This is a genomic window from Campylobacter sp. 110 (genome assembly GCF_002383965.1).
GTDB lineage: Bacteria > Campylobacterota > Campylobacteria > Campylobacterales > Campylobacteraceae > Campylobacter_D > Campylobacter_D coli.
Genome location: NZ_NXBD01000060.1, coordinates 53,249 through 72,103, shown reverse-complemented (window position 1 = coordinate 72,103; position 18,855 = coordinate 53,249). Strand labels below are relative to the sequence as shown.

16 protein-coding genes and 3 pseudogenes are annotated in these 18,855 nt (G+C 31.7%); 8 read left to right on the top strand and 11 right to left on the bottom strand.

Annotation, left to right across the window (positions count from 1 at the left end; all coding sequences use genetic code 11):
• Positions 1–90: 90 nt before the first annotated feature.
• Together pgmL and BGS43_RS09580 are read left to right on the top strand one after the other, a co-directional pair.
• Positions 91–1,480 (top strand): annotated as a pseudogene (gene pgmL, locus BGS43_RS09585) (phosphoglucosamine mutase PgmL).
• Between the two features lie 47 nt (positions 1,481–1,527).
• Positions 1,528–1,905 carry a DUF1090 domain-containing protein gene (locus tag BGS43_RS09580; protein ID WP_002872730.1) on the top strand — a complete coding sequence of 126 codons (378 nt, stop codon included), beginning with the start codon at positions 1,528–1,530 and terminating at the stop codon, positions 1,903–1,905.
• Between the two features lie 32 nt (positions 1,906–1,937).
• On the opposite strand, the gene rsfS is transcribed toward BGS43_RS09580, so the two are convergent.
• Positions 1,938–2,264 carry a ribosome silencing factor gene (gene rsfS, locus BGS43_RS09575; protein WP_044258996.1) on the bottom strand — a complete coding sequence of 109 codons (327 nt, stop codon included), beginning with the start codon at positions 2,262–2,264 and terminating at the stop codon, positions 1,938–1,940.
• Positions 2,265–2,291: 27 nt separating this feature from the next.
• Positions 2,292–2,837, bottom strand: coding sequence for a nicotinate (nicotinamide) nucleotide adenylyltransferase (nadD, locus tag BGS43_RS09570; RefSeq protein WP_096569591.1), 546 nt, complete (start codon positions 2,835–2,837; stop codon positions 2,292–2,294).
• Between the two features lie 59 nt (positions 2,838–2,896).
• Here nadD and gap point away from each other — a divergent pair, with 59 nt between their 5' ends.
• The 5 genes from gap to BGS43_RS09545 are packed head-to-tail and all read left to right on the top strand — an operon-like array spanning position 2,897 to position 8,093.
• Positions 2,897–3,895 carry a type I glyceraldehyde-3-phosphate dehydrogenase gene (gap, locus tag BGS43_RS09565; RefSeq protein WP_002780453.1) on the top strand — a complete coding sequence of 333 codons (999 nt, stop codon included), beginning with the start codon at positions 2,897–2,899 and terminating at the stop codon, positions 3,893–3,895.
• 2 nt (positions 3,896–3,897) lie between these two features.
• A complete protein-coding gene (locus BGS43_RS09560) occupies positions 3,898–5,100 on the top strand; it encodes a phosphoglycerate kinase (RefSeq protein ID WP_002825797.1) in 1,203 nt (400 codons plus the stop codon).
• Positions 5,097–5,768, top strand: a complete 672-nt coding sequence (locus tag BGS43_RS09555; RefSeq protein WP_002825795.1) for a triose-phosphate isomerase — start codon at positions 5,097–5,099, stop codon at positions 5,766–5,768. The genes BGS43_RS09560 and BGS43_RS09555 overlap by 4 nt, the downstream gene beginning before the upstream one ends.
• Before the next feature lie 3 nt (positions 5,769–5,771).
• Positions 5,772–6,596 carry an enoyl-ACP reductase FabI gene (gene fabI / locus BGS43_RS09550; RefSeq protein WP_002780456.1) on the top strand — a complete coding sequence of 275 codons (825 nt, stop codon included), beginning with the start codon at positions 5,772–5,774 and terminating at the stop codon, positions 6,594–6,596.
• A 3-nt stretch (positions 6,597–6,599) separates the two neighbouring features.
• Entirely contained in the window at positions 6,600–8,093 is a 1,494-nt protein-coding gene (locus BGS43_RS09545; RefSeq protein ID WP_002873911.1) for a hydrogenase small subunit, read from the top strand.
• On the opposite strand, the pseudogene feoB reads toward BGS43_RS09545, so the two are convergent.
• From feoB to BGS43_RS09510, 7 genes and pseudogenes are all read right to left on the bottom strand, one after another.
• A pseudogene (gene feoB / locus BGS43_RS09540) lies at positions 8,090–9,919 on the bottom strand (ferrous iron transport protein B). The gene BGS43_RS09545 and the pseudogene feoB sit on opposite strands and share 4 nt — an antisense overlap.
• Positions 9,916–10,140 (bottom strand): FeoA family protein, encoded by a 225-nt coding sequence (locus BGS43_RS09535; protein WP_096569588.1) that lies wholly within the window; start codon positions 10,138–10,140, stop codon positions 9,916–9,918. The pseudogene feoB and the gene BGS43_RS09535 overlap by 4 nt, the downstream one beginning before the upstream one ends.
• An 81-nt stretch (positions 10,141–10,221) precedes the next feature.
• Positions 10,222–11,562 carry an MmgE/PrpD family protein gene (locus tag BGS43_RS09530; RefSeq protein WP_096569585.1) on the bottom strand — a complete coding sequence of 447 codons (1,341 nt, stop codon included), beginning with the start codon at positions 11,560–11,562 and terminating at the stop codon, positions 10,222–10,224.
• Positions 11,563–11,570: 8 nt separating this feature from the next.
• Entirely contained in the window at positions 11,571–12,938 is a 1,368-nt protein-coding gene (purB, locus tag BGS43_RS09525; protein WP_002829458.1) for an adenylosuccinate lyase, read from the bottom strand.
• Between the two features lie 9 nt (positions 12,939–12,947).
• Positions 12,948–14,111, bottom strand: coding sequence for a trans-sulfuration enzyme family protein (locus BGS43_RS09520; protein WP_052803804.1), 1,164 nt, complete (start codon positions 14,109–14,111; stop codon positions 12,948–12,950).
• Between the two features lie 12 nt (positions 14,112–14,123).
• Positions 14,124–15,562, bottom strand: a pseudogene (gene dcuC, locus BGS43_RS09515) (C4-dicarboxylate transporter DcuC).
• 3 nt (positions 15,563–15,565) lie between these two features.
• Positions 15,566–15,928, bottom strand: coding sequence for a RidA family protein (locus BGS43_RS09510; RefSeq protein ID WP_096569579.1), 363 nt, complete (start codon positions 15,926–15,928; stop codon positions 15,566–15,568).
• 167 nt (positions 15,929–16,095) lie between these two features.
• On the opposite strand from BGS43_RS09510, the gene BGS43_RS09505 reads away from it, so the two are divergent.
• Complete coding sequence (locus tag BGS43_RS09505; protein WP_025399195.1) at positions 16,096–16,752, top strand: helix-turn-helix transcriptional regulator; 657 nt, start codon at positions 16,096–16,098, stop codon at positions 16,750–16,752.
• On the opposite strand, the gene BGS43_RS09500 is transcribed toward BGS43_RS09505, so the two are convergent.
• Positions 16,753–17,223: a Cj1386 family hemin-binding protein gene (locus BGS43_RS09500; protein ID WP_096569576.1), complete on the bottom strand. Its 471-nt coding sequence runs from the start codon at positions 17,221–17,223 to the stop codon at positions 16,753–16,755. It abuts the gene before it with no gap.
• A gap of 56 nt (positions 17,224–17,279) precedes the next feature.
• Positions 17,280–18,704, bottom strand: coding sequence for a catalase (locus BGS43_RS09495; protein ID WP_096569573.1), 1,425 nt, complete (start codon positions 18,702–18,704; stop codon positions 17,280–17,282).
• Positions 18,705–18,855: the final 151 nt, after the last annotated feature.

Below are 18,855 nucleotides of genomic sequence, written 5' to 3'. Positions count from 1 at the left end.
ATTTAGTGAAATTAATGTAAAATTGTAGCAAAAATTTCTTTTCTATCCAAATTTGCTTTAGAAAAACGATAAATTTAGGTTAAAGAAGAGATGAATTTGAAGGAAAAAAATGTTAGATGTGATTTTTAGAGAATATGATATAAGAGGACTTTATGGCAAAGAACTGAATGAAAAAAGCGTTAAAGCTATAGGTTTTTGCTTGGGACAAACCATGCTAAATAAAGGCTGTAAAAATGTAAGTGTGGGCTATGATGCAAGATATAGTGCAAATGAACTTTTTAATTATCTAGTGAGTGGACTTAACAAAGCGGGAATAAAAATCTATGATATAGGGCTTGCGCCAACTCCATTGGGGTATTTTAGTCTTTATGAGGGCTTGAAATTTGATGCAAATGTTATGATAACAGGCTCTCATAACCCAAAAGATTATAATGGTTTTAAAATCACTATCAATAAAGAAAGTTTTTTTGGCGTAGAGTTAAAAGAGTTTTCAAAAGAAGTTTATAAGCATTTAAATGATGATATTGAAGAAAATTTAGAAGTAGAAAAGTACGATATTTTAAGCCTTTATGTGAAATTTATATGTGAGCAATTTAGCTTTTTAAAGGATTTTAATTATAAATTTGGTGTTGATTGTACAAATGGTGCGGCTGGAGTAGTGATAGAGCCTTTAATTAAAGCTTTAAATTTAAAAGCTCATGTAATGTTTGCAGAGCCTGATGGACAGTTTCCAAACCATGCCCCAGATCCTACAGAAGAAGAAAATTTAAGTGCGATTAGAGAATTTTTAAATCAAAATCAAGATTATTCTTTGGCTTTTGCTTTTGATGGGGATGCTGATAGAATGGTTGCTTTAAGTAAAACTCATGTATTTTGTGGGGATGAGCTTTGTTATTTGTTTGCTAAAAATATCCCTAATCCACGCATTTTAGGCGAGGTAAAATGTTCTAAAAATCTTTTTGATGAAGTGGCTAAATTTGGAACTATTTTTATGGGAAAAACAGGACATTCTAATATCAAAAAAATGATGAAAGAAAAAGATATTGATTTAGCTGCTGAAGTGAGTGGGCATATTTTCTTTAAACATAGATATTTTGGTTATGATGATGGAATTTATGCATTTTTAAGAGCCTTGGAGCTTGTTTATAAAGGTTTTGATCTAGAAAGTATGATTAAAGCTTTACCAAAACTTTATACTACACCTGAAATTAAAATTCCTGTAAATGAAGAAGAAAAATTCAAACTTGTGGAAGAATTTCAAAAAGAGATTGAAAAAGGAGCTTTAAAAGGTGTTAAAAGTCTTTGTGAAATTGATGGAGCTAGGATAGATTTTGGCGATGGATGGGCTTTACTTCGTGCATCTAACACCAGCCCTTATCTTATCACACGCTTTGAGGCAACGTCTTTAGAAAGAGCAAAAGAGCTTGAAAGTATGGTATTTACTTTATTTGATGATATAAAAGCTAGATTTAAGAATTGATGAGATAATATTTCGCGATTTAAATTTATCTTAAAAAGGAATAAAAAATGAAAAAAATACTTGTTCTACTTACGCTATGTGCTTTTGCTTTTGGTGCAAGTGAATGCGATAAAAAAATTGATCGTATTAATAAAGAAATCAGTTTTTCTAAAGCACATAATGACACAGCTAGAACTTTAAGTTTAGAACTTGCTTTAAAGCAAGTGCAAAATGATTGTACTAAAGATCCTATGTTTTATGATAAAAAGTTAGAAGCTAAAAAACTTAAAGAACAAGAAGTGGAAAAAATCGAAAAAGAACTCGATGCTTTACATGATCAAAAAGACTATATGAGCAAGGTTGAGTATAAGGCTAAGAAAAAAGCTTTAAAAGAGCAAAAAGAGAAAATTAAAAAAGAGATTGAAGAATATATCAATAATCTCTAAAAATTAAAAAGGCTAATTAAATTTTAGCCTTTTTAAACCCTGCCTTTTTTAAGGTTTTCTAGTAATTCTTCTATATTATAAATTCCTCTGTGTTCTGGTGTTAAAAGATGGATTAAAATATCGCCAAGATCAATCACGCTCCATTCTTCGCTACTATCTATGTTTAAAAATTCCTCACCTTTGGCTTTAAGTTGTGTTTTAAGCTCATCGATCAAGGATAGAGCGTGTCTTTCTCCTAAAGTAGCTGCAATAATGACATATTTTACAAAGTATTCTTGCTCGCTCATGTCAATGGTTTTGATATTTTCAGCTTTTTTTTCATCTAAAATTTTAACGATTGAATCTATTCTTTCTTGCATTATTGTCCTTTAATTTTTGAAATTGTATCAATTTTTTTGTAATTTTTCATAATATTTTTTTACTTCATCTTTAATTTCTTCACAAACCTCATTTGTATTTAAAGTGTCGCGTATGAAAGAAGAAGCGATTTTTTTATTGGTTTTTAAATCTTTGAAATTCTTAGGAATTCCTATATCATTGCGATTGGCAATAACAAATTCTACTAAAGAATTGAGTTTTTCAAAATCATGCCAAAGATGAAGTTTTTCTAAATGATCTGCGCCAATTAAAAGATAAAATTTACTAGGATTATAAAGCTTATAAAGATACTTAACACTTTCTATGCTAGGAACAGGGCGTTTTTGCCTGATTTCAAAATCGCAAATTTCTACTTTTTCTAAATTTCCCCAAAGTTTATTTACCCAAGCAAATCTTTGTTTTTCATCGGCAAAAAATCCTTTTTTAAAAGGATTGATAAAAGTAGGCATAATAATAAGTTTATCAATATCTAATTTTTCCAAAGCCTCTAAAACAACGCTATTGTGTCCATTATGTGGTGGATCAAAACTGCCACCAAAAAGTGCTATCTTCATTAAAATTTTAACCTTTTTTTTGTAGAATATTAACATTATATTTTGCAAAAGGAAATTAAATGGCTGTAAAAGTTGCTATAAATGGTTTTGGACGCATAGGCAGATGTGTTGCAAGAATCATCTTAGAAAGAAATGATATTGAGCTTGTGGCGATAAATGATACTACGGATATTGAACTTACAAAATACCTTTTTAAATACGATACAGTACATGGTGAATTTAAAGGCAGTGTTGATAGTGAAGGCGATGATTTAGTGGTAAATGGTAAAAAAATCAAAGTATTTAAAAGTCGCAATGTAAAAGATCTTGACTTTGCAAAACACGGCGCACAAATTGTTTTAGAGTGTACAGGAGCGCATTTAACTATGGCAAAATGTCAAGAATTTATAGATATGGGAGTGCAAAAAGTGATCATGAGTGCTCCTGCAAAAGATGATACACCTACTTATGTTTTAGGAGTAAATTCAGAACTTTACAAGGGCGAAAGCATTATTTCTAATGCAAGTTGTACAACAAATTGTTTAGGTCCTGTTTGTCGTGTTTTACAAGATAATTTTGGTATAGAAAAAGGACTTATGACAACAATACATGCTTATACAAATGGACAAAGTATTATTGATGCTAAGGCCAAAGATAAACGCCGTTCTCGTGCCGCAGCGCAAAATATCATTCCAACTTCTACAGGCGCAGCAAAAGCTATGAAACTTGTTATGCCTGAACTTAATGGCAAGCTTCACGGACAAAGTATGCGTGTGCCAGTGATTGATGTATCAAGCGTGGATTTAACTGCGCAGCTAAGCCGTAAAGTCAGCAAAGATGAAATCAATGAAGCTTTTAGAAAAGCTGCAGCTACAAATTTAAAAGGCATTTTAATGGTGGATGATGATGAAAGAGTTTCAAGCGATTTTATCACTTGTTCTTATGGAGCTATTGTAGCAAGTGATTTAACTCAAGTGATTGCGGATGATTTTATCAAGGTGATTGCTTGGTATGATAATGAATGGGGTTATTCAAGTCGTCTAGTAGATATGGCAGTATATATTGCAAATAAGGCTTAATCATGAGTGATATTATTTCTATAAAAGACATTGATTTAGCTAAGAAAAAAGTTTTTATAAGATGTGATTTTAATGTTCCTCAAGATGATTTTTTAAATATCACTGATGATAGACGCATAAGATCAGCTATTCCTACGATAAGATATTGTTTGGATAATGGATGTAGTGTGATTTTAGCCTCTCATTTAGGGCGTCCAAAAGAAATTAGCTCCAAGTATTCTTTAGAGCCTGTTGCTAAGCGTCTTGCTAGACTTTTAGATAAAGAAATTGTTATGGCAAAAGATGTTATCGGCGAAGATGCAAAAACCAAAGCTATGAATTTAAAAGTGGGTGAAATTTTACTTCTTGAAAATTTGCGTTTTGAAAAAGGCGAAACTAAAAATGATGAAAATTTAGCCAAAGAACTTGCTTCTATGGTTCAAGTTTATATCAATGATGCTTTTGGAGTATGCCATAGAGCACATTCTAGCGTGGAGGCTATTACTAAATTTTTTGATGAAAAACACAAATGTGCAGGATTTTTACTCCAAAAAGAAATTGATTTTGCAAGCAATCTTATCAAACATCCAGCACGTCCTTTTGTCGCTGTTGTTGGAGGTTCAAAGGTAAGTGGAAAACTTCAAGCATTGACAAATTTATTACCAAAGGTAGATAAATTAATCATAGGCGGAGGTATGGCATTTACTTTTTTAAAAGCCTTAGGTTATGATATAGGAAATTCACTTTTAGAAGAAGAACTTTTAGAAGAAGCTAATAAAATTCTTACTAAAGGTAAAAATTTAGGAGTGAAAATTTATCTTCCAGTAGACGTTGTAGCCGCTCCTGCGTGCTCACAAGATGCGCCGATGAAATTTGTTCCAGCACAAGAAATTCCAAATGGTTGGATGGGTTTAGATATAGGACCTGCAAGTGTGAGACTTTTTAAAGAGGTGATTTCTGATGCGCAAACGATTTGGTGGAATGGACCTATGGGGGTTTTTGAAATTGATAAATTTTCAAAAGGTAGCATTAAAATGAGTCATTATATCAGCGAAGGGCATGCAACTTCTGTTGTTGGCGGTGGTGATACGGCTGATGTGGTTGCGCGCGCAGGTGATGCAGATGAGATGACTTTTATTTCTACTGGAGGTGGCGCTTCTCTTGAACTTATAGAGGGTAAAGAACTTCCAGGTGTAAAAGCTTTAAGATCTAAGGAAAATGAATGATCTTTGCTGCAAATTTAAAATGCAATCACACAAGAGCAAGTTTTAAAATTTATGCTGAAATTTTAAATAAAACTATAGGGGTAAAATGCGATGATATTATCGTTTTCCCACCTAGTGTAGCATTTTTAGAAAAAGAAAATAACTTCATACAAGGAGCCCAAAATTTTTATCCTTGTGTTAATGGTGCTTTTACAGGCGAGCTTGGAAAAGAACATTTGGACGAATTTGGGATCAAATGCGTTTTAATCGGGCATTCTGAAAGAAGAGCTTTAGGAGATGAAGAATTTATTAAGGCTAAATTTGATTTTGCTAAAGAGCATGGTTATAAAATTGTTTTTTGTATAGGTGAAAATTTAGATACAAAAAATTCAGGCAAGACTTTAGAGTTTTTAAAAAAACAACTTGAAATTATTGATTTAAATTATGAAAGACTCATTATCGCTTATGAGCCTATTTATTCTATAGGAACGGGAGTGAGTGCACAAAATACAGATATCGCTAAAGTGCTTGAATTTTTAGCGAGTTTAACCAAGGCACCTTTGCTTTATGGTGGAAGTGTGAATGAAAATAATATCAAAGAAATTTTAAGTGTAAATCATTGTGGTGGAGTTTTGATAGGCTCTGCAGCTTTAAAAGTAGAAAATTTTATAAAATTAATCAAAGGATAAAAGATGATTATGAAGGGTAAAAAAGGCCTTATTGTAGGGGTTGCAAATAATAAATCTATCGCTTATGGCATAGCAAAAGCATGTTTTGATCAAGGAGCCGAGCTTGCTTTTACTTTTTTAAATGATGCTTTAAAAAAACGTGTAGAACCTATAGCACAAGAGTTTAATTCTAATTTTGTTTATGAGCTTGATGTAAATAATAACGAGCATTTAGATTCTATCGCTGAAAAAATCAAAAAAGATTTAGGTGAGATTGATTTTGTAGTACATGCGGTTGCTTTTGCTCCAAAAGAAGCTTTAGAAAATTCTTTTTTAGAAACTTCAAAAGAAGCTTTTGATATAGCTATGCAAACTTCTGTGTATTCTTTACTTTCTTTAACACGTGCGGTTTTACCTATTTTAAAAGATAAGGGTTCGATTTTGACTTTAAGTTATCTTGGTGGGGTTAAATATGTACCTCATTATAATGTTATGGGTGTAGCAAAAGCCGCACTTGAAAGTTCTGTGCGTTATTTAGCAAGAGATCTAGGAGTAAAAGGAATTCGTGTTAATGCTATTTCAGCAGGTCCTATTAAAACTTTGGCAGCAAGTGGAATAGGGGATTTTAGAATGATTTTAAAATACAATGAAATCAATTCTCCTTTAAAACGCAATGTTAGTATAGAAGATGTAGGCAATTCGGCTATGTATTTACTTAGCGATTTAGCAAATGGTGTTACAGGTGAAATACATTATGTTGATGCAGGATATAACATCATGGGTATGGGCGATGTTGAAAAAAATGAAGAAGGGCAAACTGTTCTTTGTTGGGATAATCAAAAAGGATAAAAAATGGCAAAGCTTAGCAATGAAGAATTAAAAAATATACTTGAAGATCGCATTAAAAAACTTGAGAATTCTACTTTAAAAGAGGATAAGGTTATCAATGAAGAAAGTGTAAAAATTCTTGCTAGGCATTTATCTTTAGGCAATGAAATTCCAGCTCTTGCTCAAAGATTTTTTCAAATCGCACCTAAAACAAAGTTAGTATGGCTTCATCTTTGTGAATGTACAGGGTGTAGCGAGAGTTTGTTGCGTTCTGAGTTGCCAAGTTTTGATGAGCTTATTTTTGATTTTTTTTCTTTAGAATATCATGAAACTTTAATGGCGGCAAATGGCACTAAGGCTGAAGAGCTTTTAGAGTATGTTTTAGAAGAAGATTTTATTTTAGCGGTTGAAGGTGGTGTTGCAGCCATTGATACCTTTTTTCTTACTATAGGAGCGCAAGGAGAGAGTGGCTATGAAATTTTAGAAAAACTAGCCGCTAAAGCCAAGGCTATCTTTGCAGTGGGTACTTGTTCAAGTTATGGTGGTATTCAGGCTGCTTATCCAAATCCTAGTAAAACTTGTGGTATTAGCGAAGTTTTAAGTCAGAAAGTAGTAAATATTCCAGGTTGTCCTCCAAGTGATATAAATATCATTGCGACTTTAAGTTTTTTTGCTTTATTTGGAGTTTTGCCTGAACTTGATGAGCAAAATCGTCCTGTGTGGGCTTATGGTAAATGTTTGCATGATATGTGTGAAAGAAAGGCGAAATTTGAAAGTGGGATTTTTGCTGAACATTTTGACGATGAAGCTGCAAAGAATGGAGCTTGTTTATTTAAGATAGGTTGTAAAGGACCTTATACTTACAACAACTGTCCTAAAGTGAAATTTAATGCTAAAACTTCTTGGCCAGTGGCTGCAGGACATGGTTGTATAGCCTGTAGTGAGAAAAATTTTTGGGATGAGTTTGGGAATTATGAAAAACCTATGGCAAATATTTTTTCTTACGCTAAACTTTGCAATGAAGAGTTAAAACAAGAATTTTTTCTAGAAGAGCAAATTAAAATTTTAGAACAAATAGATTTTGAATTTGAAAGCAATATAAAACTTATTTTACAAAATATAGCTAAAAATAAATTAGGCGCTTCGCTTGTAGAAAATTATAAAAAATCCTTTGAGAAAAACTATGCTTTTATAGAACAAAATTTTGATGAAAATCCTATGCCTTCAAAAGATTTTTGGAAATATCTTGAGATGAGTTTTATTTTGGTTAAAGGCGCATTTTTAAAAGATAAGAATGATTTTTTAATTGCGGCAAAAAATTACGCTTTTAAACATGCAAGTCCTTATGATTTTAAGTTAAATATGAATGCTGAAAAACCAAAGCTTGATGTGAGTAAATCTTTTCGTATGACTTTGATCTATCTTTGCGGTGGGCTTGATTTTGAAGGTATTGCTTATAGTATTTTAAAAGCTTTTGAAGATAATATTACTAAAATTTCATCATTAAAAGCAAGTTAATTTAATAAAATTTTAGCAATATGAAGCCCTATAAAAGCTACTATATAAGCACTTGTGCAGGTAAAAAGAAAGAGAAAGAGAGTATATTTTAGCTTTCCACTTTCTTTTGAAAAAAACTATAGTTGCTGCAAAGCAGGGATTATAAATCATTACAAATAAAATAAAAGCCACTGCACTTGGTATAGGTATGTTTTTAGCGATAATTCCTTTTAGATCATTATTTGTTTCATCTACATCTTTTCCTAGTGAATAAAGCACGCCCATAGTTGAGATCATCACTTCTTTAGCAGCCAAACCACTGATTAAAGATACGCTTAATTTCCAATCTAACTCAAGGGGTTTAAAAATAGGTTCTATGCCTTTGCCAAATTGTCCTAAATAACTTTGTTCTATAGCTCTTTCTTGAGCATTAAAATCATTTAAATTTTCTTCACTTTTTGGAAAATTGCTAGCAAACCATATGAGCAAAGAGGCCAAAAGTATGAAAGTTCCTGCTTTTTTAAGATACATTTTGGCTTTATTATAAACCATAAACCAAACTAAATGCCAATTTGGCATACGATATTTTGGCATTTCCATAACAAAAGGTTCATCAAGTCCACGAAATGCTGTCATTCTTAAAAATTTTGCAGCACAAAGTCCTAAAATCGCACCTAAAATATAAATTCCAAAAAGATAATTTCCTGCTTTTTCACTTGGAAAAAAAGCACATATACAGGAAGTCTTGCCCCACAACTCATAAAATTGATCACAAAAAGAGTTAAAAGCCTATCTCTTTTGTTCTTAAGAGTGCGTGTAGCTATAAAAGCAGGTACCAAACAACCAAAGCCAGTGATTAGTGGAATAAAACTTTTACCATGCAAACCAAATTTATGTAAAATCCCATCAAGTAAAAAAGCTACTCTTGACATATAGCCTGTGGTTTCTAAAAGAGCTATGCCTAAAAATAAAATCATTATATTAGGCAAAAAAAGTATCACAGCATCAACACCTGCGATAATCCCATCAGCCAAAGCTGAAGCGATAAAGGTATTAGAAATATTGTTTTTAACAAATTCACCTAAGGCATTAAAGCCCGATTCTATATAATCCATAGGAATTTGCCCTAAGCTAAAGGTGAGTTGAAATAAAAGCCACATTAAAAATAAAAATATAGGTAAGCCAAAGAATTTATGGATAAGTAAGGCATCGATTTTTTTGGTTAAATTTCTTTCTTCTTTTTTGTGCGTGATAATTTTTTTTGAAAGTTCATTAATAAAATATAATAAATCTTCTTTCTCTGGGCTTTTTTCACAAAGCGGAGTATAAAATTGAGATCTTGGAATAAATTTACTTTCAAATAAAATAATAATTTTTTGCAGCAAAAGTTCTAAATTTTCTTTTGTTTTTGCTGAAATTTCAACAACTTGACTTTGAAATTCTTGGCTTAAAATAGAAGTGTCAAGCTCTATACCTTCTTTTTTGGCTTCATCGCACATATTTAAAGCTAAAAGCATTTTTTTATTAAGGCTTAAAAGTTCTGCACTAAGGATAAGATTGCGTTCTAAATTGGTAGCATCTAAAACATTAACAATAACATCATAGTCATTTTGATTTAAAAAATGACGTGTGATTTTTTCTTCTTCGCTATATCCATCTAAAGAATAAGTTCCTGGCAAATCAATGACTTCAAATTCATAGTTTTTATAAAAAGTTTTTGTGCTTGCTTTTTCTATAGTAACTCCGCTAAAATTTCCTACTTTCATATTGGCTTTGCAAAGCGCATTAATAAGAAGACTTTTGCCTACATTAGGCTGACCTACAAGGGCTATTTTGATTTTTTTCATATAAGATTCACTTCTATGGTTTTAGCTTCATCAGATCTTAGGATAACACAACTTGCATCAAGCTCTACCATTATGGTGGCATTTTTTAAAGAGGAGTGAATTTTTTTCAAGTTTTTATTTTTAATAAATCCAAAGCTTAAAAGTCTATTTTTGAGTTCTTTGTGAGCGTTTAAATTGATAATAATAGCCTTTTGTCCATCTTTTAACTCGTTTAAAGTCATTGTAATTCCTAAATTAATAATAAATATTATAATAAAAAAGTGTAATGAAATTATCCTTCTTGTAAAAAGAAGGATAAATATTTAAAAAGAAAAGTGGTTTAAATTTTCTAGATTGATGATTTGATCTAGAATTTTGTTAGCTTTAGCATTATCAAGGTAAATTTGTGCATTGGCTAAAAATTTAGCTTTTAATTCTTCAAAACTTAGTGGATTATCAAAATTACCTTTATTGATAAAAACATCTTTTTGGATTATGCGTCCATCTTGCAAACTGGCTTCTAAATGCCCTGGAAAATATTTTGGAAAGCCTTGAGATTTCCTTTTTTCGTAACTGATTTTTTTAGCAAATTCTAGTACTTCTCCACGCTTTAAATTTTCATAAGAATTAAGAGTGATTTTGCCATCAAAGAATCCTAGAGCCATTAAAAAAGGCATGGAAAATTTAGCTTCATAAGCACTATTTGGAGTGTATTTTGCTTCCAAAGGATCACAGATAAAAGAAATAGGAACTTCATCTACAAAACAATGAATACTTTTAATTTCATCAGCTTTTAAACCATCATTTTTTAAAGCAATAGCACAATCAATAAGCCCATGAGCAAAATGACAACTTGGATAAGGCTTGATTGAAACTTGCATAGTTTGCCAAATTTCTCCTAAGGCTTTGTTAAGTTCTGTTTTATCGCATTCTTCTTCTATGCCAAAACATTTAAAGATATTATCCCTACCTTCAAAAATACTCAAAGGTCCACTCATATTGTTTTTAGCAAAATGAGCTACCATAATGCCGTTTTTAATAGCATTGGCAATATGTAAAACTTTTGAATTAGATCCATTGGATAAAAACTCATTAACCCCACTTGCAAAACTTCCTGCAAGTCCTAAAGCATTGATGATTTGTTCTTTGTTAAGATCCAGCAAGATTGCACTTGCACTCACGCTTCCAAAAATTCCTGCAATAGCAGTGGTATGAAAACCACGCTTATGAAAAGTACCTTTGCTTGCAATGCCTACTCTAGCTGCAATTTCCCAGCCTATTATAAAAGCTTTGATGATTTTTTTCGCATCTTTGCTAACATGAAAACCATAACTTAAACAAAGTGGAGTTAAAATCGCACTTGCATGCAAAATCGCTTCTGTATGCGTATCGTCAAAATCTAACGCATGAGAAGCAATGCCATCTAGCATGGCTGCGTATATAGGATCTAATTTTTGATCATTTACCCAAATAGGAGTATTTTTTTCTGTGCTTAAATTTTCAAAAGCTTTAAAAGCATTTAAAACACATTCTTCTTTGCTTGCTGCTATAGCTGTTCCAAGGCTATCAAGCATAAGCTCTTTAGCCCTTTGAACAACTGTATTGGGGATATTTTCATATTTAAGATTGAAAATAAAATCCGCTAAACTTTCACTATAGAACATGATTTTTCCTATTTTAAGATAGCGCTATTTTTGATTTTTGCTAAAAATTCATCTACAAGTTTTGGTGCATATCCTACATAGGTTGTTGCATCAAGCAAAGCATCAATTTCTTTTTCTTTCAATACCTTAGATACTCTTTTATCTGCAAGTAAAACTTCTTTAAAAGTTTTTTGTTTTTCTATACCTAGCATAGCATTTTCATAAACAATTTCATGGGCATGTTGTTTTCCATAATGATCGCTTAATGCAAACATAACACGCTCGGCTAAAACAAAACCATTAAGAGTATTTAAATTTTTAAGCATTTTGTCTTTTTTTACTTCTAAATCACTAAGAGCGAATTTCATATTTGCTAAAACCACAGAAAGCATTAAAAACATTTCAGGTAAAAGCTTCCATTCCATTTTCCAAACTTGACCATCTCTTTCATGTTCATGTCTTTCAATATCGCTTAAAATGGCTAAATTTGCTTTAAAGGCATTGCTTACTGTAACCGCATTTTCGCTTACTGCAGGATTTCTTTTGTGTGGCATAGTGCTTGATCCTACTTGTCCTTTTCCAAAAGGTTCAGCAACTTCATCAATTTCATTATGCGAAAGGATTAAAATTTCATGAGCGATTTTGTTAAAGGTTGCGTTGATATTACCTAGTACAAAACCAAGTTCTATAAAGCGATCACGTGCGCTCTGCCAAGAAATATTAGGCACATCAAGTCCTAAATTTTCTAAAGTGAGTTTTTCTACTTCATTGCACTCATCACTTAAACTTGCTTTAGTTCCTACAGCACCTACTATACTACCTACATAAAGTCTTTTTTCAAGCTCAAGTATTCTTTCAAAATGACGCTCAAGTTCGCTTAACCAAATAGCCACTTTATGTCCAAAAGTAATAGGCAAAGCTTGAAGTGCTAAAGTTCTTCCCATCATAGCAGTGTTTTTATGGGTTTTAGCTAGTTTCGCTAAGGCTTTTGCGATAGCTTTTAATTCACTTTTTACAAGAGTCATTGCTTCTTTAAATTGTAAAACCAGTCCTGTATCGATGATATCTTGAGTGGTTACTCCAAAATGTACATATTCGCCTAAATTATTATCGCAAGCTTTTTCTAATCCTCTTACAGTAGGAACTAAAGGGTGTTTAGTCTTTTTAAATTCAGCAAAGATAAAGTCCATATCCATAAATTTATAATGAGCTTTTTTTGCGATCTCATCAGCTGCTTTTTTAGGGATAATTTTAAGTTTTGCTTGTGCTTTTGCTAAAGCTGCTTCAACATCGAGCCATTTTTGTATGCGGTTTTGTTCGCAAAAAATAGCACGCATTTCCTGTGTGCTCCATGAGTCTGCTAGTAATCTATGATCAAATACGCTAATTCCTGTCATCTTATCTCCTTATTTTTTAATACTATCAAAAGCTTGTGTTAAATCAGCAATTAAATCTTTAGTATCTTCAAGACCTATATGAAATCTTACAAATGGTCCTCTTGCACTTAGGTCTGTTGCAGTTCTAGGTGGAGTAGTTACGGTGGCTAAGCTTTCATATCCACCCCAGCTAGCACCAATTGAAAAGTATTCTAGTTTATCTACAAATTTAATAGCATCATCTTTGCTATAACCTTCTGCAAATTCTATGGTAATCATACCATTTGCACCTTTATGATCACGCATGAAAATTTCATGATTTGGGTGGGATTTGAGTTTTGGATAGAAAATTGTTTTAATTTCTTTTCTGCTTTGTAAAAACTCTACAATTTCATCAGCACTTTTTTCATGAGCTTTCATTCTTACATCTAGTGTTCTCATACCACGAAGTACTAAGTAAGCATCATCAGGACTTGTTGTAAAGCCTAAAGCTTCTGGAAGTTTGTCAAAATTTTTCCATTCTTTTTCGTTGATTACTACTATACCCATGGTTACATCAGAGTGTCCGCTAAGATATTTTGTAGCGGCGATAACTGAAATATCCACTCCAAGTTCTAAAGGATTTAGAAAATATCCACTAGAATAAGTATTGTCAATAGCTACAGGGATATTATGCGCATGGGCAATTTTGCAAAGTTTTGGTAAATCTATGATTTCATAAAGTATAGAACCTGGACTTTCACATAAGATAAGCTTGGTATTAGGTTTGATTTTTTCTTCTACATCACTTGCATCAGCTTTTAAAAAATCAATTTCAACACCCATTTTTTCTAAAAATAATTCGCAAATCGTTCTTACAGGACCATAAATTGCATCGGTGATTAAAAAATGCGCATCTTTGCTTGCATAGTTTAAAAGCACCATAGCTAATGCTGCAAGTCCTGTTGGGAAAAGTTGTGCTCTATAACCACCCTCTAGAGTGCAAATAAGTTTTTCAAGTTCAAAATTGGTTGTTGTTCCTCTAGCTCCATAACTTAAAACACGATCTGTTTTTCTTAATTCTCTGTATTTTTGCCAAGTTGCGTGATCTTTAAAAAGTATGGTTGATGCACGCATAAGTGTAGGATTAACTGATCTTACTTCAGCGCCTTGATCGCCTCTGCCACAATGAATAAGTTTAGTTTTTGAGTTCATTTTTTCTCCTTTTTAAAGATAGATATAAGTCATAATAACATTTACAATAGCCGCTACAAGCATAGGAATAGCTGTTCTTTTAACCACGGCAAAAGGACTTACTTTTGCAATAGCTGAGATAGCTAAAATCGCTGGTGCAATAGGACTAACACATCTTCCAAAGCCTGTCATGATTTGAATCGGTGCTATTATGGTGATAGTTTCAACTCCAAAGTGTTTTGCTATATTTGGGATAAGTGGAGCAAAGTTAAAAAATGCCGCATTTCCTGAACCCATTAAGAAAGCACAAACCGCAAGCAAGATTGAAACGGCGATAATAATAGCCAAAACTCCAAATCCTGCATTTTTGCAAAATTCTATTAAAGTATCTACAAAACCTACAGATAAAAGACCACTTGCAAATACTTGACCACAAACGATGAGTGAAACTGTGATAACAAATAAATGTCCCATTCCTTTAAAGAAAATCATAATAGAATTAAGAGTTTCTACTATACTTTTATAGCGTATCATTTCAAAAATAATAGCCACAAAAGTTGAAATCACCATTGCTACTGGAACATTCATTTTAATTGCAGTGCTAGCAGCTGCTTTAACTTCTTCAGCGCTACTTATTCCCATTAAAACCAAGATGCTATCAAGCACGGAACTAAATCCTAGGATTAAAACCAAAGGAATTATAGGTAAAATCGCATAAATTCTAGGAGGTTTTTTAAGTTCTTTTTCTTTACCTTCATTTTCATTTAGTTCTTTTTCAATTTCTTGTGCATTGAAGACAAAATTATCTTTTTTGTCAAAAAATTTATTGCAAAGATATATGGCAATACCTACAGCTATAATGATAGGCAAGGTTGTAGGGAGTTGATAATGAACAAAATAAATTGCAGGATCAACTTCAGCTACTTTTGATGCCATGATCACATTTCCACTTCCAGGTCCATGATCGATATATTGACAAATCGCAATCACACTTAAGGCAGAAAGTTTTGAAACACCAGAACGTACAAGTATAGGATACATAGTAACCATAAGTAAAAGTGCCAAGCCTGCGTGAGAAGGGATGAAAAGAACTAAAAATTGCACGATAAAATAAGCAACTATGAGTAAAACATAAGGAGATTTTACGGCTTTTAAAGGTTTTTCAAAAACTTTAAAAAGTGCATAAGAAGCCCCTACATGATCCATATAAGCAGAAAAACCTGCTATAGTCATAAGTGTAAGTCCAAGCCCTGCTAATGTACTTGACATGGTTTGATTAAAAACTTGAAAAATATCAAAAAAACCTAAATTTAAAGAACCTTTAGCGACAATGTGTGGAGAAAGTCCAAAAATAGCAGCTAAGGAAAGTAAAAGTAAACCACTTAAAAGTAATGCCATGTGAGCATTGATTTTTTTATAAAGCATAAAAACAAGTAAAAAACACTAAATAAAGAAAAAACAATACCTAGCATGTTTTATCCTTTTTGAGCGATGATCTCTATCTCTACTTTAGCTTTTTTTGGCAGATCTTTTACTGCAAAAGCACTTCTTGCTGGATAAGGAGCTTTAAAAAATTCAGCATAAATTTCATTAAATGCTATAAAATCATTAATATCAGCTAAAAAGCAAGTGGTTTTAACCACTTTATCATAACTGATACCATTTTCTTCTAAGATAGCACCGATATTTTTCAAAGATTGTTTGGTTTGTTCTTTGATATCATGGCTTTCTATTTCGCCTGAATCAGGGTTGATAGGAAGTTGTCCTGATATAAATAAAAGTCCATTTACTTCTCTGTAAGCTGAGTATGGACCAATGGCCTTTGGATAGTTTGACATGAATTCTCCTTTGTTAAATATAGATTAAGCAGAATGCATTTTATCACTACAATAATAATTTGTCAATAGTTTATTATCATAATAATAAAATTTTATTTTTAAGAAATGTTTTAAAGTATAAAGAGTAGAATTTAATATTATATTAATTTTTTATTGAAGGCAGTTTTATGGATGAGGGACAAAAACAACAATTTATAAAGTTGACATATTTTTTAGGAGAAGTTTTAGGTGAGCAATATGAGATAGTTTTTCATGTAATTACTGAAGATGGGGCCTATATTGCAGCAATTGCTAACAGTCACATTAGTGGAAGAAGTTTAGATTCTCCCTTGACTGCTTTTGCAAGTGAGCTTATGCAAAATAAAAAATATTTAGAAAAAGATTTTTTATGTGATTATAAGGCTCTTGTTGGAAAATCAAAATTAATTAGAGGATCTACTTTTTTTATTAAAAATCATGACAAATTAGTAGGTATTTTGTGTATCAATCATGATACTAGCATTATGAGAGATTTAATATGCAAGATGATTGATTTAGAAAAAATTGGAGATATGGGTGATATTTTAGGAAATATTAGTTTTTCTCAAAATGATTCAAGTATAGAAACATTAAGTCACTCGATAGAGGATATTTTAGTTCAAAGCGTAGATTGTAGTTATTTAAATTCTGATTATCAATTAAGCATTACTCAAAAAGAAGAAATTGCTGAAAAGCTATATGAAAAAGGTATTTTTAATATAAAAGGGGCGGTTCCTATCGTAGCAAAATTTTTAAAAATTTCAGAACCTAGTGTCTATAGGTATCTGAAGAAATTTAAAAAATAACTAAAATTTTTTGATAAATTTTAGTATTTTTAGGCTTATTTTCTTTAAAAAATTATTTTTAGATTTTTTGAGTAAAAATTCTGCCACATCTTTTCGTCCAAACATAATAGCAAAAGTATAAGGTGTCATTCCTAAACCATTGTTTTCATCAATATTTGCTCCATATTTAACTAAAAGTTCACACATAGGTAAGTATCCTTTAAAACAAACTCCCGCTAATGGGGTTTGTCCACGATCATTTTTTTCATCAACAAGTGCACCCTTTTCTAAAAGTATTTTTGCACATTCATAAGAATTATTATAAGCTGCAAGCATAAGCAAGGTATCGCCTTTATGTGTTTTTAAATTCACATTCAGTCCTGCTTCTATCATGATTTTAAGATTTTCATATTCGTTATTTCTAGCAAAATTAAAAGCCATTTTGCAAAGCTCGGCAAATCTTTTTTCTTCTTCTAAGCTAAGTGTCATCATCGTTTTTCCTTTGTTTATAATCTTTAGTTTGCCACCTAAAAAGTGGCAAGTAAAAATTATTTTCCCAAAGCTTTTTTAATACCTTGTGCATAATCAGGTGAAATTTTTTCAAAATGTTCTAAAGCTCTAGTGATAATTTTTTCATCAACTCCTTCCATAGAAGCGGCGATATTATGAAAAAGTTGAGTTTTTTGGTCATCATTCATAAGATTAAATAAAGCTCTTGGTTGAGTATAAAAGTCATTATCTAGTGGAGCATATCTTTGTGCTATGCCTTCTAAGACTAAATCAGGTTCAAGATAGCTTTTGTCTTCTTTTGGGCTGTTATCATAGCTGTTTGGTTCATAATAAGCTGCATCATTTTTATAGCTATCAAAATTCATAGCACCAGCGACATTGTAAGTATTCACTTCGCTTTTTGCACGATTTACTGGTAAAAGATGATAATTAGTTCCTATTCTATATCTTTGTGCATCAGGATATGAAAAAATTCTAGCTTGCAACATTTTATCAGGGCTAAAGCCAATTCCAGGAACGATATTGCTTGGACTAAAGGCAGCTTGTTCTACTTCATTAAAATAATTTTGTGGATTTTGATTTAAGATCATTTCACCTATATCCATTAAAGGCACTACGCTATGAGGCCAAATTTTTGTTAAATCAAAAGGATTAAATCCAAGTTTTTCTATATCTTTTTCAGCAAGAATTTGAACTTGAACTTTCCATTTTGGAAAATCTTTATTTTCTATAGCATTATAGAGATCTCTTTGATGACTTTCTCTATCTTTTGCTATAAGCTCGGCAGCTTCTTGGTTGGTAAGATTTTTAATCCCTTGTTGGGTTTTAAAATGGAATTTCACCCAAAATCTTTCATTTTTATCATTAATAAAACTATAAGTATGGCTTCCAAATCCATGCATATGACGATAACTTGCAGGAATTCCTCTATCGCTCATAAGAATGGTTACTTGATGTAAACTTTCAGGACATAAACTCCAAAAATCCCAAGCAGCATTATTACTTCTTAGGTGAGTTCTTGGATCTCTTTTTTGAGTATGGATGAAATCAGGAAATTTATACGCATCACGAATAAAAAAAGTTGGAGTATTATTTCCTACTAAATCCCAGTTTCCTTCTTTGGTGTAAAATTTAATGGCAAATCCACGTACATCACGCTCAGCATCTGCTGCACCTGCTTCACCAGCTACTGTTGAAAAACGCAAAAACAATGGAGTAACTTCACCTTTTTGAAAAATTTTAGCTTTGGTATAAGCACTTAAATCTGCTGTAATTTTTATTTCGCCATAAGCTGCGCTTCCTTTTGCATGCACTGTTCTTTCTGGAATTCTTTCTCTATTTTGATGAGCAAGTTTTTCAAGTAAAAGATAATCTTGCATAAGTAAAGGGCCTTTTGCACCTGCGCTTAAAGAGTTTTGATTATCGGCTATAATGTTTCCGAAGTCGTTAGTTAATTTTTTCATTATTTTCTCCTAAATAATAATTTTTATTAGTTGAAAAATTATATCTATTAAAAATTAAAATTAGCTGAATTAATATAAATTGATAAAAAATATTAATGATAATAAATTTCAAAATAAATTTAGTTTGATTATATTATAATAATTATCAAAA

Coding starts and splice junctions, on each gene's coding strand:
- fabI (WP_002780456.1), top strand. CDS start 5,772: ATGATTATGAAGGGTAAAAAAGGCCTTATTGTAGGGGTTGCAAATAAT.
- BGS43_RS09535 (WP_096569588.1), bottom strand. CDS start 10,140: ATGACTTTAAACGAGTTAAAAGATGGACAAAAGGCTATTATTATCAAT.
- BGS43_RS09530 (WP_096569585.1), bottom strand. CDS start 11,562: ATGTTCTATAGTGAAAGTTTAGCGGATTTTATTTTCAATCTTAAATAT.
- BGS43_RS09510 (WP_096569579.1), bottom strand. CDS start 15,928: ATGTCAAACTATCCAAAGGCCATTGGTCCATACTCAGCTTACAGAGAA.
- BGS43_RS09555 (WP_002825795.1), top strand. CDS start 5,097: ATGATCTTTGCTGCAAATTTAAAATGCAATCACACAAGAGCAAGTTTT.
- BGS43_RS09520 (WP_052803804.1), bottom strand. CDS start 14,111: ATGAACTCAAAAACTAAACTTATTCATTGTGGCAGAGGCGATCAAGGC.
- BGS43_RS09500 (WP_096569576.1), bottom strand. CDS start 17,223: ATGATGACACTTAGCTTAGAAGAAGAAAAAAGATTTGCCGAGCTTTGC.
- rsfS (WP_044258996.1), bottom strand. CDS start 2,264: ATGCAAGAAAGAATAGATTCAATCGTTAAAATTTTAGATGAAAAAAAA.
- purB (WP_002829458.1), bottom strand. CDS start 12,938: ATGACAGGAATTAGCGTATTTGATCATAGATTACTAGCAGACTCATGG.
- BGS43_RS09560 (WP_002825797.1), top strand. CDS start 3,898: ATGAGTGATATTATTTCTATAAAAGACATTGATTTAGCTAAGAAAAAA.
- BGS43_RS09495 (WP_096569573.1), bottom strand. CDS start 18,704: ATGAAAAAATTAACTAACGACTTCGGAAACATTATAGCCGATAATCAA.
- BGS43_RS09505 (WP_025399195.1), top strand. CDS start 16,096: ATGGATGAGGGACAAAAACAACAATTTATAAAGTTGACATATTTTTTA.
- gap (WP_002780453.1), top strand. CDS start 2,897: ATGGCTGTAAAAGTTGCTATAAATGGTTTTGGACGCATAGGCAGATGT.
- BGS43_RS09580 (WP_002872730.1), top strand. CDS start 1,528: ATGAAAAAAATACTTGTTCTACTTACGCTATGTGCTTTTGCTTTTGGT.
- BGS43_RS09545 (WP_002873911.1), top strand. CDS start 6,600: ATGGCAAAGCTTAGCAATGAAGAATTAAAAAATATACTTGAAGATCGC.
- nadD (WP_096569591.1), bottom strand. CDS start 2,837: ATGAAGATAGCACTTTTTGGTGGCAGTTTTGATCCACCACATAATGGA.